At 66.2% G+C, this 13,282-nt stretch carries 15 protein-coding genes; 6 read left to right on the top strand and 9 right to left on the bottom strand.

Going from position 1 to position 13,282, the window contains the following annotated elements:
- Window positions 1-35 precede the first annotated feature (35 nt).
- Together U1E69_RS02350 and U1E69_RS02355 are read left to right on the top strand one after the other, a co-directional pair.
- Entirely contained in the window at window positions 36-710 is a 675-nt protein-coding gene (locus U1E69_RS02350) for a hypothetical protein (protein ID WP_322242471.1), read from the top strand.
- On the top strand, window positions 707-982 hold the full coding sequence (locus tag U1E69_RS02355) for a hypothetical protein (protein ID WP_322242473.1): 276 nt from the start codon (window positions 707-709) through the stop codon (window positions 980-982). Before U1E69_RS02350 ends, U1E69_RS02355 begins: the two co-directional genes overlap by 4 nt.
- A 60-nt stretch (window positions 983-1,042) precedes the next feature.
- On the opposite strand, the gene U1E69_RS02360 is transcribed toward U1E69_RS02355, so the two are convergent.
- Together U1E69_RS02360 and hemF are read right to left on the bottom strand one after the other, a co-directional pair.
- The gene (locus U1E69_RS02360; protein WP_322242475.1) at window positions 1,043-1,393 is read right to left on the bottom strand and encodes a hypothetical protein; all 351 of its coding nucleotides are present in this window, start codon (window positions 1,391-1,393) and stop codon (window positions 1,043-1,045) included.
- A gap of 4 nt (window positions 1,394-1,397) precedes the next feature.
- Window positions 1,398-2,258: an oxygen-dependent coproporphyrinogen oxidase gene (gene hemF, locus U1E69_RS02365; protein WP_322242477.1), complete on the bottom strand. Its 861-nt coding sequence runs from the start codon at window positions 2,256-2,258 to the stop codon at window positions 1,398-1,400.
- Window positions 2,259-2,333: 75 nt separating this feature from the next.
- Between hemF and U1E69_RS02370 the strand changes: the two genes are divergently transcribed.
- On the top strand, window positions 2,334-2,726 hold the full coding sequence (locus U1E69_RS02370) for a hypothetical protein (protein WP_322242478.1): 393 nt from the start codon (window positions 2,334-2,336) through the stop codon (window positions 2,724-2,726).
- Here the strand turns inward: U1E69_RS02370 and U1E69_RS02375 are convergent, their stop codons facing one another.
- Genes U1E69_RS02375 through clpS form a run of 3 tightly spaced genes read right to left on the bottom strand, consistent with a single transcriptional unit; the run spans window position 2,727 to window position 4,899 of the window.
- A complete protein-coding gene (locus U1E69_RS02375) occupies window positions 2,727-3,539 on the bottom strand; it encodes an SDR family NAD(P)-dependent oxidoreductase (RefSeq protein ID WP_322242481.1) in 813 nt (270 codons plus the stop codon). It abuts the gene before it with no gap.
- Window positions 3,540-3,552: 13 nt separating this feature from the next.
- A complete protein-coding gene (locus U1E69_RS02380) occupies window positions 3,553-4,533 on the bottom strand; it encodes a class I SAM-dependent methyltransferase (protein ID WP_322242484.1) in 981 nt (326 codons plus the stop codon).
- Between the two features lie 45 nt (window positions 4,534-4,578).
- Entirely contained in the window at window positions 4,579-4,899 is a 321-nt protein-coding gene (clpS, locus tag U1E69_RS02385; protein ID WP_295080708.1) for an ATP-dependent Clp protease adapter ClpS, read from the bottom strand.
- Between the two features lie 107 nt (window positions 4,900-5,006).
- Here clpS and U1E69_RS02390 point away from each other — a divergent pair, with 107 nt between their 5' ends.
- From U1E69_RS02390 to U1E69_RS02400, 3 genes are all read left to right on the top strand, one after another.
- Window positions 5,007-5,702 carry an HAD family hydrolase gene (locus U1E69_RS02390; protein WP_322242487.1) on the top strand — a complete coding sequence of 232 codons (696 nt, stop codon included), beginning with the start codon at window positions 5,007-5,009 and terminating at the stop codon, window positions 5,700-5,702.
- A 244-nt stretch (window positions 5,703-5,946) separates the two neighbouring features.
- Window positions 5,947-7,890 (top strand): D-alanyl-D-alanine carboxypeptidase family protein, encoded by a 1,944-nt coding sequence (locus U1E69_RS02395; RefSeq protein ID WP_322242489.1) that lies wholly within the window; start codon window positions 5,947-5,949, stop codon window positions 7,888-7,890.
- A gap of 4 nt (window positions 7,891-7,894) precedes the next feature.
- The gene (locus tag U1E69_RS02400) at window positions 7,895-8,572 is read left to right on the top strand and encodes a fumarylacetoacetate hydrolase family protein (protein ID WP_322242491.1); all 678 of its coding nucleotides are present in this window, start codon (window positions 7,895-7,897) and stop codon (window positions 8,570-8,572) included.
- Between the two features lie 75 nt (window positions 8,573-8,647).
- Here the strand turns inward: U1E69_RS02400 and ccoS are convergent, their stop codons facing one another.
- The 4 genes from ccoS to ccoG are packed head-to-tail and all read right to left on the bottom strand — an operon-like array spanning window position 8,648 to window position 12,902.
- Window positions 8,648-8,806, bottom strand: coding sequence for a cbb3-type cytochrome oxidase assembly protein CcoS (gene ccoS / locus U1E69_RS02405; RefSeq protein WP_322242494.1), 159 nt, complete (start codon window positions 8,804-8,806; stop codon window positions 8,648-8,650).
- A 17-nt stretch (window positions 8,807-8,823) separates the two neighbouring features.
- Window positions 8,824-11,025: a heavy metal translocating P-type ATPase gene (locus tag U1E69_RS02410; protein ID WP_322242496.1), complete on the bottom strand. Its 2,202-nt coding sequence runs from the start codon at window positions 11,023-11,025 to the stop codon at window positions 8,824-8,826.
- Between the two features lies 1 nt (window position 11,026).
- Window positions 11,027-11,479 carry a FixH family protein gene (locus U1E69_RS02415; RefSeq protein WP_322242499.1) on the bottom strand — a complete coding sequence of 151 codons (453 nt, stop codon included), beginning with the start codon at window positions 11,477-11,479 and terminating at the stop codon, window positions 11,027-11,029.
- Window positions 11,472-12,902, bottom strand: coding sequence for a cytochrome c oxidase accessory protein CcoG (ccoG, locus tag U1E69_RS02420; protein ID WP_322242501.1), 1,431 nt, complete (start codon window positions 12,900-12,902; stop codon window positions 11,472-11,474). The genes U1E69_RS02415 and ccoG overlap by 8 nt, the downstream gene beginning before the upstream one ends.
- Between the last annotated feature and the right edge of the window lie 380 nt (window positions 12,903-13,282).

Genomic DNA, 13,282 nt, shown 5'->3' on the forward strand with positions numbered 1-13,282 from the left:
CAACGGCCCGTCCCGAAAGGGGCGGGCCTTTCCCCATGTCCCCGCTTGTCCCCCTTGGCATCGCCCTCGCCGCCCTTGGCCTGTGGCTTGCCCTTCGCCTGATCCGCGAAGCCGCCGCGCGCACGCGCGCGCGCGCGAACTATTTTTCTGCGGTCAGATCCCTGTTCGACGGCGGCGAAACGCGGGTCCAGCCGACCGGCTTTCCCCGCATGACCGGCAGGCGCGCGGGCCTGGCCTTCGACCTGCAGGCCATCCCCGACACGCTGACCTTCCGCAAGCTGCCCGCGCTTTGGGTCCTGGTCACCCTGCCCGAGCCCCTGCCGCTGGACGCAACGCTTGACCTGATGGCGCGTCCCTCGGGCAACGAGCCCTTCACCCGCTTCGCCGACCTGCCCCAGTCGCTGCCGACCCCGCCTGAGTTGCCGAAGGAAATCGCCATCCGCAGCGACGACGCCACCCGCATCCCGCCGCCGGACCTGCTGGCCCGCCATGCCGACCTGTTCACCGACCCAAAGGTCAAGGAGCTGGTTCTCTCCCCAAAGGGCCTGCGCATCGTGATCCTGGCCGAGGAAGCCGACCGCGGCCGCTATCTCATTTTCCGTGACGCCGAGATGGGCCGCGAGCCCCTCTCACCTGCACGGCTTGAACCGCTCCTCGACAGACTGGCCGCGATCCGCAAGGATGTGCTGGCCCTGATGGACCCCGCATGAAATCGCCGCTGAACCCCTACATTGTCCTTGCCGTTGCCGTGATCCTGCCTGGCGTGGGGCAGGTCCTGAACCGCCAGCCGGTGCGCGGATTGATCTTCGTCTGTTTTGCGATCCTGCTCGGCGGCTTCACCCTGAAGACCGCAGCGCCTGACGTGTCCTTTGTCGGCAAGATGGCGGGTGGGCTCTTCGTCTGGGCGATGGCAGTGCTGGACGCCTACAAGACCGCGCGCATCCGCCACGCGGTGTGGAGCCACGCAAACGCTCCTCGATGACTTCGTCACTCGTCGCTGACGGTGGCGCCTGCGAGGAGAAGTCGAAGACGCACGACGAGCCTACGTCCAAAGATCCCCGAGCATCGCCTGCAGCGCCGCCAGCGCCTCCGGCCCGTCCTCGCACCCCGGGCCAACCCTGACCGCCACTGTCGCCGCGAACCCATAAGCCCCGCGCTTCTCCGGGCGGATCGTCACCTCGAACCCTTTCGGCCCCGCGACGACGCTTTCGATCGCATCCTCGGCCCCGAAGGTTTCGTCACTGGCCTCGAACCAGACCGGTCCGCCGCCGACGGGCTGGCGAAAGAGGACATAGCCCTCGTCTGCGTCCTCGCCTTCGGCAAAGCCGATGAACAGCTCGCCCTCATCCTCGACCACCGAGCCGTAGGCCGCCTTCACCGTGATGTCGGCCATGCGCCTAGTACCACTTGGCGATGGGCGGCAGGCTCATCAGGACGGCGTTCGCGTCATGCCCGGTCTCAAGCCCGAACTTCGTCCCCCGGTCATAGACCAGGTTGTATTCGGCGTAGAGGCCCCGGTGCTGCAACTGCACTTCGCGGTCGGCTTCGGTCCAGGGCGTCTGGACACGACGTTCGGTCAGCGGCTGGAAGGCTGGCAGGAAAGCCTCGCCCACCGCACGGGTAAAGGCGAAGTCGCGGTGCCAGTCGCCTGTGTTCAGGTCGTCGTAGAAGATGCCGCCCACGCCCCGCGCGCGGCCGCGATGCGGGACGAAGAAGTACTCGTCGGCCCAGGCTTTGAACTTCGCATAGTAGTCCGGCGAGTGGGCGTCGCAGGCCTTCTGCATTTCGGCATGGAAATGCGCGGTGTCCTCGGCATATTCGATGCAGGGGTTCAGGTCCGACCCACCGCCGAACCACCAGGCGCCCGGGGTCCAGAACATCCGGGTGTTCATGTGGACGGCCGGGGCATGGGGGTTGACCATGTGGGCGACCAGGCTGACGCCGCTGGCCCAGAAGCGCGGGTCGCTGTCCATCCCCGGCACGCCGCGCGCCGCCATCGCGCGCTGGGCCTTTTCACCCAGCACGCCATGCACTTCCGACCAGTTGACCCCGACCTTCTCGAAGACCTGGCCGCCGCGCATCACGCTCATGATGCCGCCACCGCCATCGGCACGCGAGGTGGGCGTCACTTCGAACCGGCCGGGCTTGCCCTTGGCATAGGTGTCTTCCAGCCCCTCGAAGGCCGCGACGATCCGGTCGCGCAGGGTCCGGAACCACGCGGCGGCGACGGCGTTGCGACTGTCAATGGGATCGGTCATTCTTGGGTCCTCGGATATTGGCACCGCATGCCTAGCACCCCCGCGCGCTGCTTTCCACTGTTTGAGGAGGGAACCATGAAACGGCTGGTTTTGCTGACATTTGCAACCCTTGCGGCCTGCGGCACACCGCAGGAGCAGTGCATCACCCGCAACACCCGCGACCTGCGCACGGTGGACCGCCTGATCGCCGAATCCGAAGGGAACCTTGCGCGCGGCTATGCATTCGAGACAGTGACAGTCTACGAGGATTACTGGGCCTACTGCCCGCAAGCCCCGGTGGCCGAGGGCGAGCCCGCCCCGCCGCCGCGCCTGTGCCGTGATGAGCGTCCGGTGACGGAAAAGCGCCCGAAGGCCATCGACCTGAACGAAGAGGCGCGGACGCTGGCCAGCCTTAAGGAAAAGCGGGCCAGCCTGGCCCGTCAGGCCGAAAAGGTGATTGCAGCCTGCAAGGCGCAGTATCCAGAATGATCAGTGGGCCGGCGCGCTGACCACGTCCAGAAGCCCGCGCCCGCCGTCCACCGTCAGCACCTGCCCGGTGATGAACCCCGATGCGTCCGAGGCGAGGAACTGCACCGCCTCGGCCAGTTCCGCCGGTGCCGCGATACGCCCCAGCGGGGTGGCGTCGGTGATCTGATCGCGGAAGTCGGGGTGTTCCTTCAGCGCTGCCTGCAGGCTTGCGCTCATCACGCTGCCGAAGGCCACCGCGTTGACCCGGATGCCCTTCGGCGCCAGACCCACCGCCAGCGACCGCGTCATCTGGTCCATCGCCGCCGAGGCCATCGAATAGGCCAGAAGTTCCGGCCGTGTCGCCTGCGAGGCGATGGAAGACAGGTTGATGATCGAGCCCAGCATCGTCCCCGGCTCGACCTCGGCCCGCTGGGCGTGCTGGATCATCCGCTTGGCCGTCATCTGCGAAATCCGCAGCGCGGACAGGACATTGTGGCGCCACAACTCCTCGACCCCGTCGGCTTCGGGGTTCAGGATGTCCGACACCAGGGTCCTGCGGTTGGCGTTGACCAGGATATCGACCCTCTCGAAGGCGTCGATGGTGGCCGACAAGAGGTTGGCGATGGTCAGCTTCTCGGTCAGGTCGCCCGAGAACATGCGGACCGGCCCTTCGGCCCGCGCTTCCTCGCCCACTTCGGCCTCAAGCCTGGCTTCGTCCACGTCGGCGAACATCACGTTGGCGCCCTTGTCCAGCAGATGCCGGGCGATGGCCAGCCCGATGCCCGAAGCCGAGCCGGTGACGATAGCGGTCTTGCCGGAAACAGAGAATGACATGGGCAGCCTCGTGTCAGGGTTTGGCCCGCTTGGGCTTGATGGCCTGGATCACCCGGAAGCCGCCGTTGGTGACCACCTCCCGAACTTCCAGAAAACTTTCGGACAGCACGGCATCATAGGGCAGATGGCGGTTGGCGACCAACCACAGCTCGCCACTGGGGGCAAGCATCCGCCGGGCCGCCCGGATGAAGCCCGCCCCCAGGTCCGGATCGGCTTCGCGGCCCTTGTGGAAGGGCGGGTTCATGACCACGACGTCCAGCAGCGTGTCGGGCCGCCAGGTGGTCGCATCGGCCCAGTGAAACTGGGCGCGGCCGTCGGTGACGTTGACTCGGGCGCAGTCCAGGGCGTCGGCCTCGGCCTCGACCAGGTCCAGCTTCTTGACGCCGGGGCGCTTCAGGATTTCGGCCGCAAGGAAGCCCCAGCCCGCCCCAAGGTCGGCAACCTTGCCCCCCAGCTTCGCAGGAAGGGCCGAGGCCAGCAGCACCGACCCCCGGTCCGGCCCATCGGCCGAAAAGATGCCGGGCAGGGTCTGGAACCCCTCGACCAGATGCGGCTTGGCCTGCCAGTCCGACAGATCCGGCCCGGCCAGAAACGATGCCAGCTTGCCATGCGCCTTCGACAGGCTTTCCGACAGATCGACCCGCGCCCGCAGGTCCTTCAGCGCCGTGTCGATCCCGTCGGTCTTCTGCCCATCGACCGCGATCCAGCCCCCCGGCGAGACTTCGGCCGCCGCCCGCGCGATCAGACCGCGTGCCGCCTCGCGCGAACGGGGCAGGCAGACGATGGCCGCAGCATAGGGCGGCTCTGCCGTGACCGAATACATCGCGCCGAAATGGTCATGGTCCGGCTTGAAGCCGGTCAGCACCGTCACCCGGTCACGCGGCAGGTCGGCCAGGTCGTCGCCAATCCGCGGCCGATAGACCGCGATCCTGCCTTGGGATGGCAGGTCCAATGCGCCAGTTTCCAGCGCCAGTGACAATCTTGCGGAACGCATGGGCGGAGCCTTAGGCCCCCGGTCCCCTTATGACAACACGACAGGTCATTCCTTTTCCATCGTGCATTGCAGCGGGTGCTGGTGGCGGCGCGCAAAGTCCATCACCTGCGCCACCTTGGTCTCGGCCACCTCGAAGCTGAAGACGCCGACCACGGCCAGGCCCTTCTTGTGCACCGTCAGCATGATCTCGAACGCCTGGGCGTGGTTCAGGCCGAAGAACCGCTCCAGCACGTGAACCACGAACTCCATCGGAGTGTAATCGTCGTTCAGCAGCATCACCTTGTACATCGGCGGACGCTGGGTCTTGGTCTTGGTCTTCGTCAGGATCGAGGTGTCATTCCCCGGGCCATCCGTCTTGTCGGACATGGTCGATGGGCGGGCTGACACGGGATGCGGGCTCCGGACGTGGGATTCGGTGTTGCAACTGGTGTGTGAAATATAGCCTCTTTTGCCGTGGCGAAAAGGGGGCGGACATGCTGACCACCATCGGCTTCGATGCAGACGACACACTTTGGCAGAACGAGACGTTCTTTCGGCTGACCCAGGACCGCTTTCTGCAGGTGCTGCAGGACCACGCCGACCCCCACGACCTGCGCGCGCGGCTGGAGGCGGCCGAGCGGCGGAACCTTGATTATTACGGCTTTGGCGTGAAGGGTTTCACCCTGTCGATGATCGAGACCGCCATCGAGGTGACCGAGGGCCGGGTCCCCTCCAGCGTCATCGGCGACCTCGTGGCGATGGGGCGCGACCTTCTGGAGCATCCGATGGAGCTTTTGCCCCACGCCCGCGCCACCGTCACGGCATTGTCGGGCGATTTCCGCCTGGTCCTGATCACCAAGGGCGACCTTCTGCACCAGGAGCGCAAGCTGGCGCAGTCGGGGCTGGGCGACCTTTTCGACGGGATCGAGATCGTGTCGGACAAGACCGAGGCGACCTATCGCACCATCTTTGCGCGCCACGGCACCGGCGCGGATCAGGCGTTGATGGTCGGAAACTCGCTGAAATCCGACGTCATTCCGGCACTGCAGGCCGGGGCTTGGGGTGTCCATGTCCCGCACGAGCATGAATGGGCGTTCGAGGCCGCAAAGGCCCCGGTCGACCATCATCGCTTCCACGTGCTGCAAGACCTCGGCGAACTGGCCGACCTTGTGCGCCGGCTGTCAGCCTGACCCCAACAGCTAGTCGCGCAAGCGCCGACTCGCCCAAGATATGCGATGATCGGCAGGAATATGCTGCATTCACGCAACTGCATGAACTAATGCTTGAAAGCCATTGGAATTTTTAGGTTTTCGCACGGCAAGTCCTGTGCTAGCTTTCCGGCTGAGCAGAATAAGGCACCGGAAAATCCGGGCCAACAGGCAAAGGGTAGGCGACGTGGCATCGCTTCTCGGGCGGATTTACCGCGCTATTTTCTTGGCATTTGTTGTCAGTACGGTGGTGGTGACATCACCCCTGCAGGCTGCGCCCTTTGCGGCCATCGTCATGGACGGTCGCACCGGCGAGGTGCTGTATGAAAAGAACGCCGACACGCGGCTGCATCCAGCATCGCTGACCAAGATGATGACCCTTTACATCGTCTTCCAGGAGATCGAGGCCGGTCGCCTGACGCTGGACACCAAGGTCACCGTGTCGAAATATGCAGCCTCGCAACCGCCGTCGCGGCTGGGATTGAAGCCGGGACAGAAGATCGCCGTGCGCTACCTGATTCGTGCTGCGGCCATCAAGTCGGCCAATGACGCGGCCGCGACGCTTGGCGACCATATCGGTGGCGACCACGTGGCCTTCGCCAAACGGATGACCCGGACAGCCCGGCAGCTGGGGATGCACAACACGACCTTCAAGAACGCCCACGGCCTGACCTCGGACGGTCACCTGTCGACCGCGCGGGACATGAATATCCTGGGGCGGCACCTGTTCTACGATTTCCCGCAGTACTACCACATCTTCTCGCGCCGGACGGCGGATGCCGGGGTCGCGCAGGTGTCGAACACCAACACGCGCTTTCTGGATGCCTATGAAGGCGCCGACGGCATCAAGACCGGCTACACCGTGGCTGCAGGGTTCAACCTGACCGCCTCGGCGCACCGCGGAAAGAAGCACGTCATCGCGACGGTCTTCGGCGGGACATCGACGGCCAACCGCAATGCCAAGATGAAAGAGCTGATGGATATCGGCTTTGGCAAGGCTCCGAACAATGTCAAGGAACAGCCTCCGGTCGCGGCTGCGGTCGAGGATGCGCTTGTCGCCTCGCTTGAATCCGGCATCGACGAAATCGACGCCGAGGGGGGCGCGGGCAAGACCGTCCGCGTGTCCGGCGAAGTGAAAGTGTCGCCGCGCCCGAAAGCCCGGCCTTCGATCCCGGCCGTTCCGGACGAGGTTGTCGTCGCAATGAACGCCAGCATCGAGGATGCGCTCGCCGAAGCCACGGCAGCGCCGGCCCCCGAAGGCACGCTGGAGTTCCAGGCCGAGGCCATGACAACGGAGGCCGCCCCCGAAACCGCTCTGGCGGCAGCCGAGGTCCTGGAGGCCCCGGTCGAAGAGCTGCTGGCCGAAGCCGCGACTCCGGTCGAGGACGCGACAGCGCTGGCCGCAGTCGATCCCGCCGTGTCAGCCCCTGCCGAGCCGGGGACGCTGGAAGCCCAGGCCGCAGCGCTGAAATCGGGTGGGGCACCGGCCGAGACCCTGGTTGCGGCCCTGCCCGAGGCAGAAGCCCCTCCCGCCGACGCGGCTGACCCCGCCCTGGCCGCGTTGAAGCCCAAGGCACGACCCGACGAGGTTGCCGAGACTGCGGTCGCCGAAGTCAAGGAACCCGAGGCGTCGCTGCCTTTGGAAGAAGTCGTGGTTGCCGAAGCGGCCCCTCAGCCAGAGCTGGTCGTGACCGATCCGGGCACGGAAGTGGCACTGGCCGACCCGGCGCTTCCCCTGATGGGCGAGGTGACCGAGGTCGAAACCGTCGCCGGGGCCGCCAACCTTGCCCCGCCGGACATCGAGCTTGCTGCGGCCAGCGTTGCTGCGCCGCTGCCGAAACGGCAGGCGCCGATCTTCGACGCCGTTGCTGCCGCCGAGGAAGACCTCCCCGCCGAGGAAAGCCAGGAGGTCGTCGTGGTGATGTCGACCTCGGGCGGGCGGCATTTCGGGGTGAACGTGGGCGAATTCCCGTCCCGCTACGACGCGGAAAAGGCGCTTCTGAAGACCGCGCTGGCGGAAAGTGCCACGCTGAACGACGGGCTGCGCAAGACGACACAGTCAGGCGGCGCATGGCGGGCCAGCTTCATGGGGCTGACCGAAGAACAGGCCGAACTTGCCTGCCGCCGGTTGACCGCCCGCGCGATCCCCTGCGAAACCGTGGGGGGCTGAGGCGATGGTCGCTCTGGTTTTCCCCGCCCTGCCGACGGTGACCCTGCCGGTGACGGGCCGCGCCGAACGCTTCCCGGTCCGCCGCATCTTCTGCGTGGGCCGGAACTATGCCGAGCACACCCGCGAAATGGGGGGCGATCCCGAGAAGGAGGCTCCGTTCTTCTTCACCAAGCCCGCCGATGCGGTGGTCGAATCCGGCAGCCGCATCCCCTACCCGCCTGCCACGACCAACCTGCACCACGAGGGTGAGCTGGTGGTCGCGATCGGCAAGGGTGGCGCGATGGTGACCGAGGAAGGTGCCCAGGCGATGATCTGGGGGCACGCGGCGGGCAACGACCTGACCCGGCGCGACCTGCAGGCCGAGGCGAAAGAACGGCGGCGGCCCTGGGACATGGCGAAGGGGTTCGACAAGTCGGCCGTTGTCGGTGCCATCCGGCCCGGGGCACTGCCTGACGCCCGGCTGCGCTGTTCGGTGAACGGGGCGATGCGGCAGGAGGCCGCCCTGTCCGAGATGGTCTGGTCTCCGGCGGCGATCATCGCGGCCTTGTCCCAGATGGTCAGCCTGTCGCCGGGCGATCTGATCTTCACGGGCACTCCGGCGGGGGTGGGACCCCTCAATCGCGGCGACACCTGCAAGGTCGAGATCGACGGGCTGCAGTCGGCAAGCGTGACCATCGCCTAAGCCGCCGCTCTGGCAGTGAACCACATAAGATCAATGGGTTGAAAGACCCGCCGTTGTGCGGGTTTACTTGTGGCATCAAGGCTTGGGCTTGTCGTCCCATTCCTTGGTGAGGATGCGGTTGGCATCCCCTTCCGGGTCATCAAACTGCTTGGTGCGCATCGCCCAGAAGAAGGCGGCAAGACCGATCCCGCCAAGAAACAGCGAGACCGGGATCAGGATCGCCAGGATCTCCATCTACTTCAGCCGCTCCGTCATTTCAGTCTCATGGCGTTCAGCGAGACGGTGATCGACGACAGTGACATCGCCAGCGCGGCGGCGAGGGGCGTGGCCAGGCCCACCAGCGCCAAGGGCACGGCCACAACGTTGTAGCCGCCCGAGATCAGGAAATTCTCGATCATCCGCCGCGTTGCCTGACGGCTGATCCGCACGGCGTCGGCGATGGGGGCCATGTCCTGACCCAGAAGCACGATGTCCGAAGCCACCCGTGCTGCGTCCAGCGCCGAGGCGGGCGAGATCGAGACATGCGCGGCGGCAAGGGCCGCGGTGTCGTTCAGCCCGTCGCCGACCATCAGCACCTTGCGGCCCTGCGCCGACAGCTCGGCCACGCGGGCGGCTTTCTCGGTCGGCAGGACGCCGGCCTGCCAGTTGGCGATGCCAAGGCGGGCGGCCAGATCACGCACCGGAGACGCGGCGTCGCCGGACAGAAGCTCGACCTGCATCCCCGCAGCTTTCAGCGCGGCCACGGCTTGTTCGGCGCCGGGGCGCAGGCGGTCGGTGAAGCCGAAGGCATGGGTTGCGCCGTCGAGGGAAAGGTAGGTTGCGGTTGCCGCAATCGGCGATGCCCCACACCAGTCGGCGCGGCCCAGACGGACGCGGGTGTCGTTGTATTGACCCTCGATGCCCTGGCCGGGAACTTCGCGGATGTCGGTGACGGTTGCCGGGACGATGCCAGCGGCCTTCGCGCCCTCGGCCAGCGCACGGGCCAAGGGGTGCGAGGACCCTGCGGCAAGGGCTGCGGCGACGGCCACGGCGTCGAGCGGCTGGTCGGACAGGCCGACCGGGTCAGGCCGACCCAGCGTCAGCGTGCCGGTCTTGTCGAAGACGACGGTATCGACCTCGGCCAGACGCTCCAGCGCGGTGCCGTGCTTGATGAGGAGGCCCTTGCGGAACAGGCGACCCGAGGCAGAGGTGATGACGGCCGGAACCGCAAGGCCCAACGCACAGGGGCAGGTGATGATCAGAACGGCGGCAGAGATGTTGATCGCATAGCGCACATCGCCGCCGGTGGCCCACATCCAGTAGCCGAAGGCGCTGAACGACAGGATATGCACCAAGGGGGAGTAAAGCTTGGCCGCGCGGTCGGCGAGGCTGGTGTAGCGGGTCTTGGTGCCTTCGGCCACGGCCACAAGGTCGGCCATGCGGTGCAGGCTGGAGTCCTTGCCCGCCGCCGTGACCTGCACGGTCAGGGGGCCGGTCAGGTTGACCTCGCCCGCGCTGACCACGGTGCCCTGCCCCGCCTGCACGGGCAGGCTTTCGCCGGTCAGAAGGCTGCGGTCGAGTTCAGAGGCTCCGTGAAGGACGACGCCATCGACCGGCATCCGCGCGCCGGGACGGACAAGAACGGTGTCGCCCGCGTGGATCTCGGCGATGGGGGTTTCGATTTCCGTGCCGTCCAGGATCAGGATCGCGCGGGGGACTTCGAGGGCGGCCAGTTCCTCGGCCGCTGACCGGGCGATGGCGCGGGTGCGGTGGTCGAGGTAGCGGCCAAGGAGGAGGAAGAAGGCCAGCATCACCGCAGCGTCGAAATAGGCGTGGTGGCCGGACATCCAGGTCTCGTAGACCGAGATCGACGAGGCGAGGATAAGGGCAAGAGAGATCGGGACGTCCATCCCCAGCTTGCCCTGACGCAAGGAGGCCCAGGCGGATTTGAAGAAGGGCTGACCGGCGAAGATCACCGTCGGCAGCGCGATGGCGCCTGAAATCCAGTGGAAAAGGTCGCGGGTCGCATCCTCGGCCCCCGACCAGACGGCGACGGACAGAAGCATCACGTTCATCATCGAGAAGAACGCGACGCCAAGGCGCATAAGCAGGTCGCGGCCCTGGCGGTCGGTCTCGGTGGTGGAGAGAAGGCCGGGGTCCAGCTCGTGCGCTTCCTGGCCCTGGGCTTCCAGCACCGCGATCAGCTGGGCAGCGGTGACGGTGCCTTCGGCCTCGACGCTGACGCGCTTCTGGGTCAGGTTGACGCGGGCCGAGATCACACCGGGAAGGGCCTGAAGTGCGGCCTCAACCGTGGAAATGGACTGCGCGCCGCCGGCGTTCGGCAACGACAGGATGATCCGTCCGGCACGCTCGGCCCGCAGGGCGGCGATGCGTTCGGCGGCAGGGACCACGACGCAGGCCGGGCAGGCCGAGATCTGGGTTCGCGTGGACCCGAAGTCTTCGGCAAGCGCCATCTCAGCCCCGCACGAACAGTTCGGACCGCTGTTCGAACAGCGTGCCGTCGGCAGAGCGGGCGGTGACCTTGACCATCCACTTGCCCTGGTTCAGCTCCAGGTCCGCCGCATAAAGATCGCCCATCCGGGTGAACGCAGGGAAGGTGTCGTCGCTGGTCTCGGTCGTGCGGCCGACAAGGACCTGAAGCTCCTGGACCTGTACCGGCTGTCCATCGGCACCAAGGAAAGCCAGCGTCATGCGGCCCTTCTCGTAGCCCGGGGTCATCGACCAGCCCAAAGCCTCTTGCGCGGCCTTGCGGGCGTTGAAGCCCTGGCTTGCGACGTAGGAGTTGTCGACCTCCAGCCCTGGAAAGGTGCTGACGGCCTTGAAGGCGAGGAGGAGGTTCACACCGATGATCACCGCAAAGGCCGAGACGGTGATGGCGAGGACATGCTTGCCCGTAAGTTCAGTCATCGTCGTCTTCCTTTTCCTTGCCGTTGAAGATCGTATCATGGTGGACCCGGTTCGTCGTGCCCTGTTCCTCGACCCAGAGGCGGACGTCTGTCCGGTCCTCGACCGCCGCGCGGGTGCCGGGGGCGGCGGTCAGGTAGACGCGCTGGGACATCGTCTCGTTCGCAGGGACGGTGACGCTAAGCCCCTCGCGGCCTTCCAGGCCCAGGGTGACAAAGGCGTCCGAGGTCACGGCGATGGTGAACTGGGCGTCCTGCCCATGCATGTTGCGCAGCCGGATGTCATAGGCGTTGCGGATGGACCCGTCCGAAAGCGTGACGAAGGTCGGGTTCCGGACCGGGGTCACGTTCATGTCGATGGGCGAGCGCAGGAAAAGCGCCACGACAAGGCCGATGCCGATGCCCGCCCAAAGGACGGTGTACAGCATGGTGCGGACGCGGAAGACGTGGGACCAGACCGATTTCGCGGGCTGGCCAGCGCGTTCGCGGGTCTCGTCGGTGAGGGCAAGGTAGCCGATCAGGTCGCGCGGCTTGCCGATCTTGTCCATCGTGTCGTTGCAGGCGTCGATGCAGAGGCCGCAGGTGATGCAGGCAAGTTGCTGGCCGTTGCGGATGTCGATGCCCATCGGGCAGACGTTGACGCAGGCCATGCAGTCGATGCAGTCGCCGTTGCCTTCCACATTCTGCTTGCCGCGGGGTTCTCCGCGCCACTCACGATAGCCGATCGTCAGCGTGTCCTCGTCCATCATCGCGGCCTGGATGCGGGGCCAGGGGCAGGCATAGATGCAGATCTGTTCCCGCGCGAAGCCGCCGAAGAAGAAGGTGGTCAGCGTCAGGACCAGCATGGTGATGTAGGCGATGGGATGCGCCTGGCCGGTGACGAGATCCCTCAGCAGGGTCGGAGCGTCGGTGAAGTAGAAGATCCAGGCGCCGCCCGTGGCGAGGCCGATCAGGAACCAGACCGACCATTTGATCGCGGTCTTGCGGATTTTCTCGCCGTCCCATTTCTGGCGGTGCAGCCTTATGCGGGCGTTGCGGTCGCCCTCGATCCAGCGTTCGACCAGGATGAAAAGGTCGGTCCAGACGGTCTGCGGGCAGGCATAGCCGCACCAGACCCGCCCCGCGGCCGAAGTGAAGAGGAACAACCCAAGGCCCGCCATGATCAGAAGGCCCGCGATGAAATAGAATTCATGCGGCCAGATCTCGATCATGAAGAAGAAGAACCGCCGGTTCGCCATGTCGATCAGGACAGCCTGATCGGGCAGCGACGGCCCCCGGTCCCAGCGCAGCCAGGGGGTGATGTAGTAGATGCCAAGAGTGATCCCCATGATCCACCACTTCAGCGTGCGGAAGGTGCCCTTCACGCGACGCGGAAAGACGGGTTCGCGCGCGGCATAAAGGCTGGGCGGGGAATCGGGGGTATCCACGGGGGGACTCCTTGGGCGCAGGGGCAGGCTTCAGTCCATCCTGCAATCGGGCATTTCCCGGCAGCGGGCCTTGACCTGCATCAATAGCCCGATACCCCTGACTGCCTTAATGCGGCATTGCAGCGCAAATCGGCGTGATGCGGGGGCGGCCTGTCGAGGCGCACCTGCCGTGCCACCGTCGCGTTGCCGCAACGGGCGCGGTGCCTTCGCCTGCGATATTTGGGCTGCGTTGAAGCGGCCTCCGAGCGGTTTTGCGTCCTTCACGCAAAACGGCGAGACAAGGGACTTGCGCGGTACGCGCTCGATTTCGCAGGCGCCCCGACCTGCGCAACGGATAAAAGAAGGGGACCCGAAGGCCCCCTTTGCAGTCACAAGGGAAA

The sequence above is a fragment of the Tabrizicola sp. genome, from assembly GCF_034366665.1.
GTDB lineage: Bacteria > Pseudomonadota > Alphaproteobacteria > Rhodobacterales > Rhodobacteraceae > Tabrizicola.